This is a genomic window from Lutibacter sp. HS1-25, from assembly GCF_004121075.1.
In the GTDB taxonomy this organism is placed as follows: Bacteria; Bacteroidota; Bacteroidia; order Flavobacteriales; family Flavobacteriaceae; genus Lutibacter.
In genome coordinates this window covers 42,414-61,497 of record NZ_RHLN01000159.1, presented here as the reverse complement: position 1 = coordinate 61,497, position 19,084 = coordinate 42,414, and the positions used below count along the sequence as shown (strand labels likewise).

Here is a 19,084-nt window from a genome sequence, read left to right as displayed (position 1 = left end):
CATCCGCAGCTATTAAATTAGCCAAATCACCCGAACCTTTTCCTGAAACTGGTGTAGCCAATAAAACCCCTTCTTTTTGAGTTAATTTTACCTGTAAAAAGTAAGTAACACTTGGCTTAAAATAAAAATCTTCAGCCAAAATAGCCTGTTGATTTTCAACATTTAAATCTGCTGATTTATAATACCAAGGGTGAAAATATTTCAAACAATTTACAAAAGTTGAAACCGGATTTCCTGGAAATGCAAATACAACTTTATTTTGTTGATTACACGCAGTTACAGAATTATCATTTCGGTTAGGCTCTGTAACCTGCGATTTAACACCAAACCAAAATGGTTTTCCCGGACGTTGTTTTACCTGATGAAATAATTTTTCAACTCCCAATTCCGATAAAACTTCTGGAATAAAATCAAATTTCCCTTTAGAAACTGCTCCACTAAAAAGCAGCACATCATAATCGTTTAAAAATGCTTCAATCTTTGATTTTAAAACTTGTTTATCATCTAAAATATGAGCAGTATCGGCTTTAATTTGCAATTTATCTAACAACGATACCAAGGTATAAACATTGCTTTTTCTAATTTGATGTTCAGCAGGAGTTTCAGTAACATCAACCAATTCATTACCCGTAGAAACAATCATTACTTTTGGCTGTTTACCAACTTTTACGGTAGATTTTCCAACAGTTGCCAACACACCAATTTCGGCAGGAGAAATTTTTGTGTTTTCAGCAATTAAAACATCGCCAACTTTTTTATCAAAACCTTTTGGATGAATATTTTGAAAATACTTTATCTCATCTAAATTTACCTGAGCTTTTCCATCTTCAATGGTTAATAACTCGTAAGGAATCACCACATCACAACCTTTTGGCAGTATTGCACCCGTCATAGCTTCAATACAATTTTCTGAATTTTTAAGCTGTAATTGCTCACTTCCAGCGGCTTGAATACCTTCAATTTTAAAAGTTCGTTGCCCATTGCTAAAAACTGCAGCAGCAATTGCAATACCATCCATACTCACACGATCAAACGGTGGAAAATCGCGATCAGCAACAATAGTTTCCTTTAAAATTCTGCCAGTAGCATTTATAAAATCTATTTCTTCAACACCAAAATTTAAAGTGTTGTTTAAAATAATTGCCAAGGCTTCATTTACTTTTTCACTTTTCATTAAAATTATGCACTATTAATTGTTAATGTTTAATTACGAATTTCATATCAATAAATAAGCTTAGCTGTTTTTAATTATCGCTTCGGCTACGCTCAGCGACCAGACCAACATTATTCATTTTTACTTTTTCACTTTTCATTAAAATTATGCACTATTAATTGTTAATGTTTAATTACGAATTTCATATCTGTCAATTTATTTACCCTCCAATAGTAGACATACTTTCAGACACATCATTGTCTCTAGAAGCTTCAGCAACAAATCCGTTTTCGGGTTTTTTATGCACTGTTTTAATAAACAATGCTTTCAAATCGTTGTCGCTGGCTCCATTTCTTATAAAATCGCGTACATTAAACACTCCACCATCAAACAAACAGTTTTTAAACATACCAGTTGCCGTAATTCTAATTCTGTTACAATCGCCACAAATAGTACGGGTAAACGCAGGGATGATACCAAAAGTACCTAAATAACCAGGTATTTTAAAGTTTTTTGAAGTAGATGATTTTTTTTGTTGAAGTGTCTCAACTACTGAATATTGATTTTTTATATGATTGATTATTTTATTGAAATTCCACTCTTCATCAATTTTGCGTTGTCCTTTACCGTTAAAAGGCATTTCTTCAATAAAACGAATGGCAATATTTTTATCTTTTGAAAGTTCAACAAAATCAATAATTTCATCGGTATTAAAACCAGACTGTACTACAATATTTAGCTTTAATTTTAAGTTACTTTCAACCAGTTTTTCAAAAGTATCATACACATTTACAAAAACATCTCTTCGTGTAATTTGAGCAAATTTTTCTCTTTGCAAAGTATCCATACTTAAATTAACCGCATTGATATTTAGTTCTTCTAGCTTTTCAATATGATTGGAAATTAAAGCACCATTGGTGGTAATATTAATTTCTTTTAACTTATCATTAAATGAAAGTGATTCTAAAAACTTCACAAAATCTCTGCGAACAAAAGGCTCTCCACCAGTTAAGCGCACTTTATTTACACCTAGCTCTGAAAGTACACGTGTAATACGGTACATTTCTTTATACGATAGCAATTCTTTTCTATCAACAATATCAATTCCGTGAGCAGGCATACAATATTGGCAACGCAAATTACAACGATCTGTAACCGCCAATCGTAAATACGATATTTTTCTGCCAAATTTATCGGTTAACTGCATGCACTGTCTAAAATAATTTACAATTTCAAAATATCTCTTTTTTAATGAGGTAATTTTTCTTTAAAAACACCATATAAAAAAGCACCAAAAGTAGCTCCAAAAATAACTACCAGTATAGCAACCACACCCTGACCTAACAATACAAACATAGGTCCAGGACAAGCTCCTGCCAAGCCCCAACCCAAGCCAAATAAGATACCTCCAAATAAATTACGGTATATTCCTGGTTTTTTAGGCGGTACAATAATATCTTTTCCTTCAAAAGTTTTGATTACTTTTCTTCTAAAAAAAGTCATCATTATCATTCCTAAAATTACTGCCGAACCAATAATTCCGTACATATGAAAAGCTTGAAATTTAAACATTTCATAGATTCTATACCACGAAATTATTTCAGCCTTACTCATTACTATTCCAAAGAGGATTCCTACTAAAAAAAACTTTAATAATTTCATCATTTAAAATATTAAAGGTAAAATAAACCACGTCATTACCAAGCCTCCAATAAAAAAACCGATAACAGCTATTAACGATGGTAATTCTAAATTACTTAAGCCAACAATGGCGTGACCCGATGTACAACCGCCTGCCCAACGCGCACCAAAACCAACCATAATACCTGCTATTAACAATATTAAAAACCCTTTTAAAGTTAACATGTTTTCTATACCAAAAATTTCATTTGGCAAATAAGTTGCACCAGCATCTTTAAATCCTATAGCTGCTAAATCTTCAATAGTTTGCGGATTTATAGCAACTTCTGTACTTGTTGTTAACCATTGTGCAGCTATAAAACCACCAGCTATAGCACCTGCTACAAACATCAAGTTCCAACTGTTTTTTCGCCAATCAATTTTAAAATAATCTAAAAACCTTCCTGCACCTCCAATGGAGCAAAATGTTTCTAAATTGTGTGAAACACCAAAGCGCTCGCCAAAATAGTACAGCAAAAACATGATTAAAGCTATAATGGGCCCGGCAACATACCAGTCCCAAGGTTGTGTAATAAATTCCATAAATTAGTATTAAATTTTAGGATTACAATGCTTGTTAGCCGAATTAAAATTGTAAAATTTCTATTTTATTTCTATGCAATTTTATTTTTCCTTCAGTTTCCAATTGTTTTAACAACCTAGAAATTACAACTCTGGATGTATGCATATCATAAGCAATGTCCTGATGTGTTGTGTTTAATGAAGTTTCGCGCATAATTTGAGCCTTGTCTTTTAAATATTTGTACAAACGCTCATCCATACGCATAAATGCCAACGTATCTATTGTTTCCATCATTTCGTTTAGACGAATATTATAGCTATCAATTACAAAATTACGCCACGATTTGTACTTTACAAGCCAATCATCTAACTTGTCTTTTGGAAGAAATATTATTTCCGAATCTTTTTCAGCAATGGCTCTAATACCACATTTACCGTTAGTAATAGCACTTGCAAAAGAACTTGCACAAGTATCTCCCTTTTCTAAAAAGTACAACAAAATTTCGTCTCCTTTTTTATCTTCTCTAACAATTTTTATAGCGCCATCTAATAACAAAGGCACACCTTTCATTTTATCGCCAAGATCTACCAACAATTCACCTTCTCGTAATTTTTTATAAATTCCAATCTTCTCAATTTCATCGAGTAATTCCTTTTCAAATACAAACGAAAAATAGTTATCTAATTTCTCTCTCATTTTTTATATAATTTAAAATTTTTGAGGTGGCTCCTTTATTGGTAACCACGTAGTTTAGCGCATTGGCACCGGCAATATCTCTTTTCTGATTATCAGTATAAAAATCGGTTAAAAGTACGGATAATTTTTGAGAACTATCTGTAACAAAACAGGCCGCATTTTGAACCAACTCAATGGCTTCGTTAAATTTAGCATAGTTAGGTCCAATTACAATAGGAACTCCAAAAGTTGCTGGTTCTAACACATTATGAATACCCGATTTTGTATAACCTCCACCAACATAAGCAACATTAGCATAGCTGTAAATTTTGGTTAAAATCCCGATAGTATCAACAATAAAAACCTGATAATCTTGTAATTTTTTTCCTTCTTTTTCTGAAAACAAAACCGTTTTTTTTGAAATTGAGTTTTTCAATTCTTCAATAGCTTTGGTGTTGATATTGTGTGGGGCAATGATAAATTTTTCATTTTCAGAAGCCTGGTTATTGATATAATTTACCAATAAATCCTCATCTTCTTTCCAAGTGCTTCCAGCAACAAGCGTATAAGTATTGTTTTTAAATTGGGTTATAAAATCGAGTTTGTTATTTTGTTGTGTAATTTCAAAAACACGGTCAAAACGAGTATCACCACTTAAAGTTACATTTTGAAATGAAACACTTTCCAATAAATTTTTAGATTCTTGATTCTGCACAAAAAAATGAGAAAAAGCAGCCAATGATTTTCGCATCCAACCGCCATACCACTTAAAAAACGACTGATCTTTTCTAAAAATTCCCGATACTAAAATAGTTGCTGTTTTTCTTTTCTGAAGTTCATTTAACAGATTTGGCCAAAATTCATATTTCACAAAAATAGCCAACTGAGGATGCACAACATTTAAAAATTGCTTGACATTTTTTTTAGAATCCAACGGTAAATAGCAAACAACATTTGCCAAATCATAATTTTTTCGAACTTCATAACCAGATGGTGAAAAAAAAGTGACCACTATTTTATGAGTTGGATATTGTAACTTTAATTTTTCAATAATAGGTCTTCCTTGCTCAAATTCACCCAAAGAAGCACAATGCACCCAAAAAACTTGATCTTTGTTTGAAATTGCTGTATTTAATTTTGAGAATGTTTCATTTCTACCTTCAACAAAAAGCCGAATTTTATTGTTAAAAAGCGCCACTATTTTTAAACAATTAGCAGCTATTAAAATAAGTATGTTATATAAAAAGTACATAGTTTGCAAAGGTACAAAATATGGGCATAAAAAAACTCCCAAACTAGTAAGTTTGGGAGTTTTAATGTATTACTTTATTTCTTAAACCTCAAAAGGCTCAATAGAAACATAAGATCTGTTGTCTTTTTTCTTTTGGAATTTTACCAAACCATCCACTTTTGCGTGTAAAGTATGATCTTTTCCCATATATACATTTTCACCTGGGTGGTGAGCAGTACCTCTTTGACGGATAATAATGTTACCTGCAATTGCAGCTTGTCCACCAAATATTTTTACTCCTAAACGTTTCGATTCCGATTCTCTACCGTTCTTCGAACTACCTACTCCTTTTTTATGTGCCATGATGTTATGGTTTTAAAATTGTGATTCTTATTTAGTTAATGCCTCAATTAATTCAGCTTTCTTTAAAGAAGTGTATCCTTCAATACCTTTTTCTTTAGCTAAAGCTTTTAAATCTGCAACTGTCATTGAACCTAAATCATCAGAAGCTGCTTCAACAGTTTCAGCTTTTGGAGCTGCTGTTTTAGCTGCTGCTTTTTTAGTAGCACCACTTGCTGCAATAGCTTCAATTTGTATTTCAGTTAAAGCTTGGCGATGACCATTCTTTTTACTGTATCCTTTTCTACGTTTCTTTTTGAAAACGATTACTTTATCACCTTGTAAGTGACCTAAAATTTTTGCCGTTACTTCGGCTCCTTGGATAGCTGGGGCGCCAACAGTTACAGTACCATCACTCTCTAAAAGAAGAACTTTATCAAAAGAAACTTGCGTTCCTTCCTCTCCTTGTAAGCGGTGTACATAAACCTTTTGGTCTTTTGCTACTTTAAATTGCTGCCCTGCTATTTCTACAATTGCATACATAAGTATAATTTTTAATTCGCTTTATTAATTAATTCACCTTTTCAATTAAGGCGGGTGCAAATATAAAGTTTTTTTCCAATTCCACAAAACAATTTTAAAATAAAGAATCAACTCATTTTAAGCAACTTAAATCAATATTGTTAATTATTTAATTATTGTGTTTACCATATAAAGTGCTATATAGATAATTACAAAAAAAATTATTCCATTTTTTTTAAATGATTAACTTTATAAATTGTAACAAACAATTAAAAAAGCGTCATATACACGTTTATTAAATTAAAAATATTTTATGAAGATGAAAAAATTATGTTATTTAAGCTTTTTAAGTTTACTTTTTTGCACCAACATTTTTGCACAAAAAGTTCAATTTGAAGAGTACGATCTAAGCAACGGAATGCATGTTATTTTACACAAAGACAATACTGCTCCTGTTATTATTACTTCAGTTATGTACCATGTAGGCGCTAAAGATGAAAACCCTGAACGTACTGGTTTTGCTCACTTTTTTGAACATTTATTGTTTGAAGGTACTAAAAATATTGAACGAGGCGAATGGTTTAAAATAGTATCTGCAAACGGTGGTACTAACAATGCTAATACCACACAAGATCGCACATATTATTATGAAGTTTTTCCATCAAACAATTTAGAATTGGGTTTATGGATGGAATCTGAAAGATTATTACATCCAGTAATCAATCAAATTGGTGTGGATACGCAAAACGAAGTAGTTAAAGAAGAAAAACGTTTAAGAGTTGATAACTCGCCTTACGGACAATGGATTCCTACAGTTTTTGCAAATCTTTTTGTTGAACACCCATACCGATGGACAACCATTGGCTCTTTAGAACATTTAGATGCTGCATCATTAGAAGAATTTCAAGCATTTAATAAAAAATTCTATGTCCCAAACAATGCCGTACTGGTAGTTGCAGGCGATTTTGAAACTGAAAAAACAAAAAAATTAATCGAAGATTATTTTGGAAGTATTCCAAAAGGCGAAGCTGTTGTTCGTGAAACAATTACAGAAAAACCAATTACCTCTAAAATTGAAGCTACATTTGAAGATCCAAACATTCAAATTCCAGCTGTTTTTACCGTATATAGAACTCCAGCTATGACAACCCGAGATGCAAGAGTTTTAGATATGATTTCAACAATTTTAAGCGACGGAAAAAGCTCTAGATTGTATAAAAAATTAGTTGATGACAAGAAAAAAGCATTGCAAGTTGCTGCATTCAACTATTCATTAGAAGATTATGGGGCATATATTATTTTTGCATTGCCATTAGGCGAAAACACATTGGATGATTTGGTTGTTGAAATGGATGAAGAAATTACAAAACTTCAAACCGAATTAATTTCTGAAAAAGAACTTCAAAAACTACGAAACAAATTTGAAAATCAATTTGTAAATGCCAATTCAAGTGTTGAAGGAATTGCAGGTTCATTAGCAACTTATTACATGCTTTATAATGATGTTAATTTAATCAATACTGAAATTGACATCTACAATTCAATTACAAGAGAAGAAATTAGAGAAATTGCTAAAAAATATCTAAACCCAAATCAACAATTGGTTTTAGATTATTTACCTAAAAAAGAAATAGAATAAAACTTACAACACATGAAAACAAAATTTATATACTTTATAACATTATTTTTTCTGACTGTTTCTGTGTCAGCTCAAATAGACAGATCAGTTCAACCAAAACCCGGACCTGCACCAAAAATTAATTTAGGAAAACCACAAACCTTTGAATTAAAAAACGGTTTAAAAGTGTTGGTTGTTGAAAATCACAAACTACCACGTGTTTCAGCAACATTAACTATTGACAATACACCAATTTTTGAAGGCGAAAAAGCAGGTGTTTCAAATTTAACAGGGAGTCTTTTAGGATCTGGAACAAAAAAAATTGGAAAAGATGCTTTTAATGAAGAAGTTGATTATTTAGGTGCGGGCATTTACTTTGGAAGTCAAAGCGCAAGAATGAATTCTTTGTCAAAATACTTTCCTCGAGTTTTAGAACTAATGGCTGATGCTGTTCAAAATCCGATATTTACGCAAGAAGAGTTTGACAAACAAGCAAACTTATTGAAAGACGGAATTAAATCGGATGAAAACAACGTACAAAGCATTGCTTACAGAGTTCAAAATTTACTGGCATATGGAAAAAATCATCCGTACGGAGAATACGCAAGTATCAAAACAGTTGAAAATGTAACATTGGCTGATGTGCAAACATTTTACAATACTTATTTTAAACCAAACAACGCCTATCTAATTGTTGTTGGTGATGTTAAATTTGAAGAAGTTAAAAACTTAATAACTAAAAATTTTAGCAACTGGAAAAGTGGTGTTACACAAAATTATACATTGCCAGCCGTTACCAATGTTGCAAAAACAGAAATCGACTTTATAAATATGCCAAATGCTGTACAATCTGACGTTACTGTTTTAAGCACTGTTGATTTTAAAATGTCTGATAGCGATTTTTTTGCAGTTTTATTAGCCAACCAAATTTTTGGTGGCGACTTTAACAGTTACTTAAACATGAATTTAAGAGAAGCTCATGGTTATACTTATGGCGCTCAATCGGGTATTAGCCCAAATAAATATACTGCCGCACTATTTTCTGCTGGGGCTCAAGTTAGAAATGCAGTAACAGATAGTACTGTAATACAAACTATGAGTGAGTTAACTAAAATTCGCACAACAAAAGTAACCCCTGAAGAATTGGCAATTGTAAAAGCTACCTACGTTGGAAGTTTTGTTAGAAATATTGAAAAACCCGAAACAGTTGCTCGCTATGCTTTAAATATTAAAACAAATAACTTACCTGAAGATTTTTACGAAAACTATTTAGACAAATTAAATGCCGTAACTATTGACGATATTGAGCGTGTTTCTCAAAAATATTTTAGTTTAGACAATGCCCGAATTGTAGTTACAGGAAAAGCTATAGATGTATTACCTAATTTAGAAAAGCTTCCTTACACCATCAATTATTTTGATAAAGAAGGAAACGCAACTTCAAAACCAGCATTAACAAAACCAATTTCTGAGGGTATTACAAAAGAAACTGTTATTAACAACTATTTTAAAGCCATTGGTGTTTTAGACAAATTAAACAGCATAAAAAGTACTTTAACTACCTATGAAGCTGCTGCTTTAGGAAGTTCTGTATTGTCAACTGAAAAAAGAACAACTACCAAATACGCCAATGAAATGAGTATGGCTGGTAATGTTTTAGCTAAAATTGTAATGACCAAAGATGCCGTTACTATGAACAAACAACCTTTACCACCTGCAATGGCAAACGAAATGAGTTACACTTTAGGTACATTTTCTGAAATAGGCTTATTGTCTAATGAAAATAGCAAATTAACAGGTATTGAAAATATTGATGGCAAAGACATGTATGTGATTTCTACCAAAGGTGAAATTGTTTCTTTAAATGTTTACTTTGATGTTGAAACAGGTTTAAAAATGAAAGAAACTTCAGTTATAACAATGCAAGGACAAACTCAAAACCAAGAAGCAATTTATAAAGATTATAAAGATTTTAATGGTATTAAATTTCCAACATCAAAAACAGCAAATTTAGGACCTCAACTGGCTGTTTTTAAATTGATTGATGCTAAAATAAATGAAGGTGTTACTGAAAGTGATTTTGAATAACATTTTATTTTAAATTTTTACAAAAACGACTCAAGAAATTGGGTCGTTTTTTTTTATTAAGAATTGATAAAAACTAATATTATTTTGGTTAAAACTGGATAAAAAAAGAAGGTTCTTAAAATAAAATACTGAAATTCAGTTTTTAATTTAAGAACCTACATTAAGTTGTTTTGTTGCAACTTGCGTTAAGGATTGCAGCGGCATCCTTTTTTGTAAAGTAGCGCAGCGAATTTACAAAAAAGATATAGCGAAAAGCCTGACCCCTTGCGGGTAACGCCCAACTACTCTTTATACCAGCTTGAATATTTTACGTAATTGTTTGCAATGCGGTCAATTTCGCCTGAAATTAATTCTTGACTAATATCTTTTACTTTTTTAGCAGGGATACCTCCGTAAATTGTTCCTGAAGGCACATGTGTACCTTTAGTAACTACAGCTCCTGCGGCAATAATAGAGTTGCTTTCAATAACACAATCGTCCATTACAATTGCACCCATACCTATTAAAACATTGTCGTGAATTGTGCAGCCGTGTACCATTGCGTTGTGACCAATAGACACATTGTTACCAATATTTGTAGGGTGTTTTTGATACGTTGCATGTATTACCGCCCCGTCTTGAATATTTACTTTGTTACCAATTTTAATATAGTGTACATCGCCTCTAATTACGGCATTGTACCAAATACTACATTGATCTCCCATAGTTACTTCACCAATAATTACAGCATTTTCAGCAATAAAACAATCTGTTCCAAAGGCAGGTTTGTGCCCGTTTAATTCTTTAATAATCATGATTTAATAAAATTTTGTATGTACTTTAATTGGTTCTAAAATAAATTTTAGAACGCATAATTTATATTAGGACAACCACTTCTTCGGGGAGTTCTACACCCAAAGTTATAGCCCAAAGATATTTGATTGTATCCGGCATCATCAAACAAAATATCACCCATTTGTTTGGTGTAAGTGTATGCAAACATAAAACTTTTGTAATTAATGCCTATAATTGGCGTAAAGTATTGTAGTTCTTGTCCGTCTACAACACCATCAAAACCTTGACGGTAAGATAAGGCTGCCCAAATTTGCCCATTTTGAATAGATTTATAAGCTTTGATATTTAAATCTACAAATTTTTCGCCAGTAAATTCAATTGCTTGCGCCATTATTAAAGGCTCAAACTGAAAGTCATTTCCTTCGCCAAAATAATAACCAACACTTAGCAAATAGCGTCTTAAATTCAAATTTTCTTCATCGCCATAAATATTGGTATATTTTCCGTTTGCTATCAAATTTTTAACGGTTAGGTACGAAAACAAACCTTCGTAATGATACCCAATACTTACATCTGAATTAAAATAATTACCACTTTGAACAATTCCAGAAATAATTGGATCGGTTGGATCAAAAGCGCTCTCGTCTAATTTATTGAAAATTCCAGAAAACCCAATTGCAAAAGACAATTGATTTGGTATTTCGGGATCTATTAAATCTATATGATATGCAAAAACACCTTCTATACCTTGTTGAGAATTATACCCATTTTTATCGTTAAAAAGAACAAGTCCAAGCCCAACATTTCTTCCAAAACGTTGATGAGCTGTTAATGTTTGCATACTTGGAGCATCTTCAATTCCACTCCACTGATTGCGTGCAGTAAATCTAATTTTTCCGCAATTACCAATTCCTGCGGCAGCAGGATGTACCAAAAACACATTGTCTGACAAATAATCGGAATACACAGGTAAAGTGGCTTGTGCATTTATTAAAAACGGGATTGATAAAAATAAAAAAACGACAAATGATTTCAAAAAATGCTCTTTTAAAGTAAAATCCAAATATAGCATTTTTTGAGTATGAATTGATTGAAATTTATAAAATTAAACCGTTCATTTTAAATTAGAAAAACAATTGAAAAATCTCAACAACAATCGCTTCATTTTAACATTTGAATAAAAAAAACTTCACAAACTAACTGATTTGAAGCGATATAACATTTTTTTAACTTAACTTTATTTATAATTGTTAACTTTGTAATACTTTATGAAAGCAATTTTAAAGAAAATAAGCGCAGTTTTAATGGCTTTTGTAGTACTTTTTACTACACTGTCGTTTTCATTTAGTGAACACTATTGCGGTGATCACTTGGTAGATTTTGCCTTATTCTCAAAAGCTGAATCGTGTGGAATGGCCATGGAAAAAGCCAGTCCAAACAGCGATTGCAATGCTATAAAAAAAGATTGCTGTTCTGATATTATAAAACAAGTAAAAGGGCAAGATGAACTAAATGTTGTTTATACCAATTTAGACTTAGAGCAACAGGTTTTTTTAACCAGTTTTACTTACGCTTACCTAAATTTATTTGAAGGAATTGATACCAAAATCAACGCTTTTGAAGATTATTCACCTCCGCTGGTCCAAAAGGACTTCAATGTATTTTACGGTGTTTTTAGAATTTGATTTATTTTTTAATAAGTAATTAGCAACTGAGCAATCAGCTAGCTATTTGCGTATTTTTTGGCTTGTGCTGTTTTTAAAATAGCAACAACTTAAATTAATTATTAAAAAATCAATGCTTTATGCTACCTAAAATTATACGTTATTTTCTCGAAAATAAGTTAATTACTTTTATACTGTTCTTTTCATTCATTATTGGTGGTTTTGTAACTGCTCCTTTTGACTGGAAAACATCCTTATTTGAAAGAAATCCAGTGCCTGTTGATGCCATTCCTGATATTGGTGAAAATCAACAAATTGTTTTTACAGAATGGGCTGGTCAATCGCCTCAAGATATTGAAGACCAAATAACCTACCCTTTAACAACTGCGTTATTGGGCATTCCTGAAGTAAAAACCATTAGAAGTAATTCTATGTTTGGACTCTCTAGTATTTACATTATTTTTAATGATGATGTTGATTTTTACTGGAGCAGAACACGTATCCTCGAAAAATTAAACTCGCTACCTCCCGGAACTGTTCCAGAAGTTGTAAAACCAGCTTTAGGGCCAGATGCCACAGCACTTGGACAAGTGTATTGGTATACTTTGGAAGGAAGAGATACCAAAACAGGAAAACCAACGGGCGGATGGGATCCTCAGGAATTAAGAACCATTCACGATTTTTACATAAAATACTATTTAACAGCGGCCAATGGCGTTTCTGAAGTTGCTTCTGTTGGTGGATTTTTAAAAGAATATCAAATTGAAATTGACCCAAACGCTATGAAAGCCAACAATGTTGATGTTGGTATGATTATGAATGCGGTTAAAAATAGCAACCTGGATATTGGCGCTCGAACTTTAGAATACAACAAAGTAGAGTATTTGGTAAGAGGTTTGGGCTATATTAAAAATCTGGCAGATTTAGAAGAAAGCGTGGTCGTTTCCAGAAACAATGTTCCGGTTCGGTTAAAGGATGTTGCTAAAATTCAGTTTGGTCCGGCAGAGCGCAGAGGCGGTTTGGATAAAAGTGGTGTCGAAGCGGTTGGTGGTGTTGTAGTTGCTCGTTATGGTGCAAATCCTTTGGAAGTGATTCAGAATTTAAAAAATAAAATTGATGAAGTTACACCCGGATTACCTTCTAAAACATTGGCAGATGGCTCTGTTTCAAAAATAACAATTGTTCCTTTTTACGACAGGTCTGGCTTGATTCACGAAACATTAGGAACTTTAGAATCCGCTCTTTCACACGAAATTTTGATCAGTATTTTGGTGGTTATTATTTTGGTATTGAATTTAAGGGCTTCAATTTTAATATCCATGCTGCTTCCTGTTGGTGTACTTATGACCTTTATTTTTATGAAATATTTTCAGGTAGATGCCAATATTGTAGCACTTTCTGGAATTGCCATTGCCATTGGCGTTATGGTAGATGTTGGCATTGTTTTTACCGAAAACATCATACGACATTTGGAAATGCCTGAAAATAAAAATGTAAAAGGCAAACATTTAATGCAATTAATTTACTTAGCAACTGTTGAAGTTGCAGGTGCTATTATAACAGCTTTGGCCACAACAGTAGTGAGTTTTTTACCTGTTTTTGCAATGCAAGCTTCCGAAGGAAAACTATTTAAACCTTTGGCTTTTACAAAAACCTTCGCCTTAATTTCTTCGTTAATTATTGGGATTTTATTCATTCCAGCATTGGCGCAACTCCTGTTTTCAATAAAAATAGATAAAAAGAAAACCTTCAGAATTTTTAATTCGGTTTTAATTGGTTTCGGCATTGTTTTCTTAATTACTTACGGAAGCATTATTGCCATTGCCTTAATTTTAGTCGGCATCAATAATTTACTAAGCATTGTTAAACCAAGAAGTTTATTTAAAAATCGCTTTCAATTACCTTATTCAGAAAAAGTAGCAAATGTTATCAATATTGTAATTGCTGCTTTGGTTGTTATTTATTTTTTAACCATTGAATGGTTGCCATTGGGTGCTTCAAATTCGACTTTTACAAATCTGGTTTTTGTATCGCTATTGTTGTGTATTATTCTCGGTTTTTTAATGACCATTGTTCATTTTTACACACCTATTTTAAAATGGTGTTTGGTTAACAAATGGAAGTTTTTAATGCTCCCAATTTTTGTTTTATTGTTTGGTTTGGTCGCTTGGTTAGGTATTGATAAAACAGCTGGATTTTTACCTCAACCTATAAAAAATACTTCGGTTTGGAAAAGTCTGGAAAAAACATTTCCCGGGATTGGCAGCGAATTTATGCCTGCTTTAAACGAAGGTTCTTTTTTATTAATGCCAACTACAATGCCTCACTCTAGCGTTTCAGAAAACGTGGAAACTCAGGCTACTTTAAACAGGTTGATTATGGCAATTCCAGAAATTGATTCTTCAGTAGGTAAATGGGGACGCGCAAATACAGCTTTGGATCCTGCACCAATTTCTATGTTTGAAAACACTATTAATTATCTACCTGAATATATGGTTGATGATGGCGGACATAGATTGCGTTTTAAAGTGAATAAAAAGGAAGCGTTTGTTTTAAAAGATGAAACAACTTACAAATATGGTGAAGATACTTTCAGAAAAATTTCAAAAGAAGAATTGATACCTGATGATAATGGAGAATATTTTAGACAATGGCGAACCAACATTAAAAAACCTGATGATATTTGGAATGAAATTGTTGCCAATTCTAAATTCCCAGGACTCACTTCTGCTCCAAAATTACAACCTATTCAAACAAGACTAATTATGTTGGCAACAGGTATGCGAGCGCCAATGGGTATTAAAGTTTTTGGACCAGATTTAGAAACCATTGAAAAAGCTGGTTATGAATTTGAAAAAATATTGCAGGAAGTACCAAGTATCAATGCGTCTACAGTTTTTGCCGACAGAGTTGTTGGAAAGCCTTATTTAGAAATGAAATTGAAACGGGAGGCGATGGCAAGATACGGTCTAAGTGTAAAAGATATGCAAACAACTTTGGGTGTTGCCATTGGCGGTAAACAACTTACAACAACTGTTGAAGGAAGAGAACGTTTTCCTGTTCGTGTGCGCTATGCTCGTGAGTATAGAGACAATCCTGAAGATATTAAAAAGATTTTGATACCTACGCCATCAGGAACTCAGGTTCAATTGGGTGAAATTGCAGATATTACCTATAGTAGAGGTCCGCAAATGATTAAAAGTGAAGATACTTTTTTAACATCGTATGTGATTTTTGATATGAAGGATGGTTTTGCCGAAACCAATGTAGTTGAAGAAGCACAAGCACGCATCAAACAAAAAATAGATGACGGAGAATTTGTTTTGCCCGCAGGAGTTACTTATCGTTTTACAGGAAATTACGAAAATCAATTAAGAGCAAATAAAAGATTGGCCATAGTAATACCAATTAGTTTATTGATAATTTTCATCATTTTATACCTTCAATTTAAAACGGTTATTGCATCCACCATTCACTTTTCGGGTGTTTTTGTGGCATTTGCAGGCGGATTTATTTTGATATGGCTATACGGTCAGCCCTGGTTTTTAAATTTCAGTTTTGCAGGTGTTAATATGCGCGACTTGTTTCAAATTCATACCATTAATTTAAGTGTCGCGGTTTGGGTAGGTTTTATTGCCTTATTTGGTATTGCGACCGATGATGGTGTAATTATGGGAACTTATATTCATCAAACTTTTGAAGAAAGAAATCCGCAAACAATCGCCGAAGTAAGAGCCGCCGTTATTGAAGCTGGTGCTAAAAGAGTGAGACCAGCAATGATGACCGCTGCAACTGCAATAATTGCTTTGTTACCTGTTTTAACCGCAACTGGTAAAGGAGCAGATATTATGATTCCTATGGCAATTCCAACTTTTGGCGGTATGACCATTCAAATTATGACCATGTTTATTGTGCCTATTTTACAATGTTTTTGGCGCGAAGGAGAAATCATTAAAAGAGATAGAAAACAGTTAAAAGAACTTAAAAACGACTAGAAAATGAAAAATATAAAACCAATATTAAGTCTCTTTTTAATACTGCTGATCCAATTTGCACAAGCTCAAGAAGTATTAAATGACTATTTAAAAATAGCAGCTACCAACAATCCTGAATTAAAAGCAATGTTTAGCGATTATATGGCGGCTATGGAGCGTGTACCACAAGTTGGCACTTTACCCGACCCAAGTTTTGCTTTTGGTTATTTTATTCAACCTGTTGAAACCAGATTGGGACCTCAAAAGGCCACGTTTAATTTAACTCAAAGTTTTCCTTGGTTTGGTTCGCTGGGTGCAAAAAAAGATATGGCTTCAGAAATGGCAAAAGCCAAATATGAAGCTTTTGAAAATTCAAAATCAAATATTTTCTTTGAAATAAAAACAGCGTATTACAATTACTATTTTATTGAAAAAGCTATTGAAATCACCAAAAAAAATATTGAAATTTTAGAAGTTTTTAAACGCCTTTCATTGGTGAAAATTGAAACTGGAAATGCTTCTATTATTGATGAATTGCGTGTTGAAATGGAAATAAACGATTTAGAAAATCAATTGGCTTTGTTTTTAGATTCAAAAGATGTTTTACAGGTTTCATTCAACAATTTGCTAAACAGAGATGAATATGATGAAATAATAGTTCCTGAGGTTTTATGGCAAAATGAAATTCCGCTAAATCAATTGGCTACACTCAATACTATTTACGCATCAAACCATCAATTAAAAAGCATAGACCACAAACTGAACGCTTTTATAAATCAGGAAACTGCCGCTAAAAAAGAAGGGCTTCCAAAATTTAATATTGGTTTAAATTATACAATTGTTGGCGAAAACTCAATGTCAACCGCCTCGGATAATGGAAAAGATGCATTTGTATTTCCTTTTGTGGGTGTTACAATTCCGATTTATCGAAAAAAATACAAAGCGCTCATTGCCGAAGCTCAATATTTACAAGAAGCTGAAACTGCCCGAAAAGAAGACAAAAAAAATACGTTAAGTACCATTTATAAAAGCACTTATAAAGATTTTAATGATGGAAACAGACGCATTATTTTAAACCAAAAACAGGCAGCAATTGCAAAAAAAGTATTGGATATTTTAATCACTTCGTACTCAACAAATTCAACAGATTTTGAAGAAGTATTGCGTATAGAACGCCAATTGTTAAAATACGAATTAGAACATCAAAAAGCAATTATCGATAAAAATGTCGCAGTTGCATTTGTAAATTATCTATTAGGAAACTAAAAAACTCAACAATGAAAAAATATAAAAATTACATTATAGGATTCGTTTTAGTATTGATTGGAATGGTACTTGGAAATTTATTTTCTGGCGGAAATTCAACAATAAAAGAAAACCACGAACACAAATTAACAAAAGATGCTGCAACACAACTCTGGACTTGCTCTATGCACCCTCAAATAAAAATGCAGGAACCTGGAAACTGCCCAATTTGCGGTATGGAATTGATACCTTTAGAAACAAATACAACTTCTGAAAATATAAATGTAGATGAAATTGTTTTGTCTGAATCGGCCTATCAATTAGGAAATATCCAAACCAGTGTTGTGCAAAAATCCCAAGCTGAAAAAGAAATCCGGTTGTTAGGAAAAGTACAAGCCAATGAGCGCAATTTATATTCACAAGTATCACACATTCCGGGTAGAATTGAAAAATTGTACGTTAATTTTACTGGTGAAAATGTCTCTAAAGGTCAGAAAATCGCACGTATTTATTCCCCTGAATTGATTTCAGCACAAAAAGAATTGTTTGAAGCCATCAATTCAAAAAAAGTTTATCCTGCATTGTACACAGCATCTCGCAACAAATTAAAATTATGGAAATTAACTGATTATCAAATCGATGCTATTGAAAAATCTGGAAACTTACAAGAGCAAATCGACATCCTTTCAGACTATTCGGGTTATGTGATAAAGCGCAATGTTGAAGTTGGTGATTACCTACAACAAGGAAGCACTTTATTTGATGTTGCCAACCTCAACACAGTATGGATACTTTTTGATGCTTATGAAGCAGATATTCAGTGGATTAACATTGGAGATATTGTTGAATATACCATTCAAGCTTTACCCGGAGAATCGTTTACAAGCAAAGTGAGTTATATAGACCCTTTTATTTCTTCAGGTTCAAGAGTCGCTAAAGTTCGTGTTGAAATGTCCAATACTTCACATAAATTATTGCCCGAAATGTTTGCAAACGGCATTATTAAGGCTTCATTAAAAAATACAAAAGATGCTTTAATTGTTCCAAAAACAGCTGTATTGTGGACCGGTAAAAAATCTGTAGTTTACGTAAAAGTTCCACATAAAAACACCATTTCATTTGTAAATAGAACCGTTAATTTGGGTGCTGATTTGGGTAATTTTTACATTGTTGAAAATGGTTTAAACGAAGGAGAAATAGTTGCCACAAACGGTGTATTTAAAATTGATGCTTCAGCACAACTTATTGGCAAGCAAAGTATGATGAATCCGAAGAATGAAAAAGGCACCATAAAAAACGAAGCAATAAACAACATACAAATCAGTTTTGGCGTTCGTGGAAATTGTAGTATGTGCAAGGCTACTATTGAAAAAGCTGCTTTAAATGTTGACGGTGTTAAAACTGCAATTTGGGATGTTGACAAAAAGAAAATCACACTTGAATTTGATGATTCAAAAACAAACGAAATAGAAATTCACAAGGCAATTACATTAGTTGGTTACGATACCGATAAAATGAAAGCCAATAATGAAGCTTACAATAATTTACCCAGCTGCTGTTTGTATTCAAAAGAAATGAAAATGAATCAATAAACAAAA

The 19,084-nt window shown here is 32.5% G+C and carries 16 protein-coding genes; 6 read left to right on the top strand and 10 right to left on the bottom strand.

Going from position 1 to position 19,084, the window contains the following annotated elements; translation table 11 throughout:
- From EC396_RS16375 to rplU, 8 genes are all read right to left on the bottom strand, one after another.
- On the bottom strand, positions 1–1,174 hold a 1,174-nt coding region (locus tag EC396_RS16375), incomplete at its 3' end, for a molybdopterin molybdotransferase MoeA (RefSeq protein ID WP_164975336.1).
- A gap of 199 nt (positions 1,175–1,373) precedes the next feature.
- Entirely contained in the window at positions 1,374–2,360 is a 987-nt protein-coding gene (moaA, locus tag EC396_RS16370) for a GTP 3',8-cyclase MoaA (protein WP_129366961.1), read from the bottom strand.
- A gap of 41 nt (positions 2,361–2,401) precedes the next feature.
- A complete protein-coding gene (locus EC396_RS16365) occupies positions 2,402–2,815 on the bottom strand; it encodes a DUF6691 family protein (RefSeq protein ID WP_129367936.1) in 414 nt (137 codons plus the stop codon).
- 3 nt (positions 2,816–2,818) lie between these two features.
- A complete protein-coding gene (locus EC396_RS16360) occupies positions 2,819–3,376 on the bottom strand; it encodes a YeeE/YedE family protein (protein WP_129367934.1) in 558 nt (185 codons plus the stop codon).
- Positions 3,377–3,419: 43 nt separating this feature from the next.
- The gene (locus EC396_RS16355; RefSeq protein ID WP_129367933.1) at positions 3,420–4,052 is read right to left on the bottom strand and encodes a Crp/Fnr family transcriptional regulator; all 633 of its coding nucleotides are present in this window, start codon (positions 4,050–4,052) and stop codon (positions 3,420–3,422) included.
- Positions 4,033–5,283, bottom strand: a complete 1,251-nt coding sequence (locus tag EC396_RS16350; RefSeq protein WP_129367932.1) for a 3-deoxy-D-manno-octulosonic acid transferase — start codon at positions 5,281–5,283, stop codon at positions 4,033–4,035. Before EC396_RS16350 ends, EC396_RS16355 begins: the two co-directional genes overlap by 20 nt.
- 81 nt (positions 5,284–5,364) lie before the next feature.
- A complete protein-coding gene (gene rpmA / locus EC396_RS16345) occupies positions 5,365–5,625 on the bottom strand; it encodes a 50S ribosomal protein L27 (RefSeq protein ID WP_129367931.1) in 261 nt (86 codons plus the stop codon).
- A 27-nt stretch (positions 5,626–5,652) separates the two neighbouring features.
- Positions 5,653–6,144 (bottom strand): 50S ribosomal protein L21, encoded by a 492-nt coding sequence (gene rplU / locus EC396_RS16340; RefSeq protein ID WP_129367930.1) that lies wholly within the window; start codon positions 6,142–6,144, stop codon positions 5,653–5,655.
- A gap of 298 nt (positions 6,145–6,442) precedes the next feature.
- Between rplU and EC396_RS16335 the strand changes: the two genes are divergently transcribed.
- A complete protein-coding gene (locus EC396_RS16335) occupies positions 6,443–7,762 on the top strand; it encodes a pitrilysin family protein (RefSeq protein ID WP_129367929.1) in 1,320 nt (439 codons plus the stop codon).
- 12 nt (positions 7,763–7,774) lie between these two features.
- A complete protein-coding gene (locus tag EC396_RS16330; protein ID WP_129367928.1) occupies positions 7,775–9,829 on the top strand; it encodes a pitrilysin family protein in 2,055 nt (684 codons plus the stop codon).
- Between the two features lie 281 nt (positions 9,830–10,110).
- Here EC396_RS16330 and EC396_RS16325 read toward each other — a convergent pair whose 3' ends face one another.
- Together EC396_RS16325 and EC396_RS16320 are read right to left on the bottom strand one after the other, a co-directional pair.
- Positions 10,111–10,623, bottom strand: a complete 513-nt coding sequence (locus tag EC396_RS16325) for a gamma carbonic anhydrase family protein (protein WP_129367927.1) — start codon at positions 10,621–10,623, stop codon at positions 10,111–10,113.
- A gap of 47 nt (positions 10,624–10,670) precedes the next feature.
- Positions 10,671–11,639: a type IX secretion system membrane protein PorP/SprF gene (locus EC396_RS16320; RefSeq protein WP_240665753.1), complete on the bottom strand. Its 969-nt coding sequence runs from the start codon at positions 11,637–11,639 to the stop codon at positions 10,671–10,673.
- Positions 11,640–11,871: 232 nt separating this feature from the next.
- Here EC396_RS16320 and EC396_RS16315 point away from each other — a divergent pair, with 232 nt between their 5' ends.
- From EC396_RS16315 to EC396_RS16300, 4 genes are all read left to right on the top strand, one after another.
- Positions 11,872–12,288: a hypothetical protein gene (locus EC396_RS16315; RefSeq protein WP_240665751.1), complete on the top strand. Its 417-nt coding sequence runs from the start codon at positions 11,872–11,874 to the stop codon at positions 12,286–12,288.
- A 119-nt stretch (positions 12,289–12,407) separates the two neighbouring features.
- Positions 12,408–16,262 carry an efflux RND transporter permease subunit gene (locus EC396_RS16310; RefSeq protein ID WP_129367925.1) on the top strand — a complete coding sequence of 1,285 codons (3,855 nt, stop codon included), beginning with the start codon at positions 12,408–12,410 and terminating at the stop codon, positions 16,260–16,262.
- A gap of 3 nt (positions 16,263–16,265) precedes the next feature.
- Positions 16,266–17,507: a TolC family protein gene (locus EC396_RS16305; protein ID WP_129367924.1), complete on the top strand. Its 1,242-nt coding sequence runs from the start codon at positions 16,266–16,268 to the stop codon at positions 17,505–17,507.
- Between the two features lie 11 nt (positions 17,508–17,518).
- Positions 17,519–19,078 carry an efflux RND transporter periplasmic adaptor subunit gene (locus EC396_RS16300; protein ID WP_129367923.1) on the top strand — a complete coding sequence of 520 codons (1,560 nt, stop codon included), beginning with the start codon at positions 17,519–17,521 and terminating at the stop codon, positions 19,076–19,078.
- Positions 19,079–19,084: the final 6 nt, after the last annotated feature.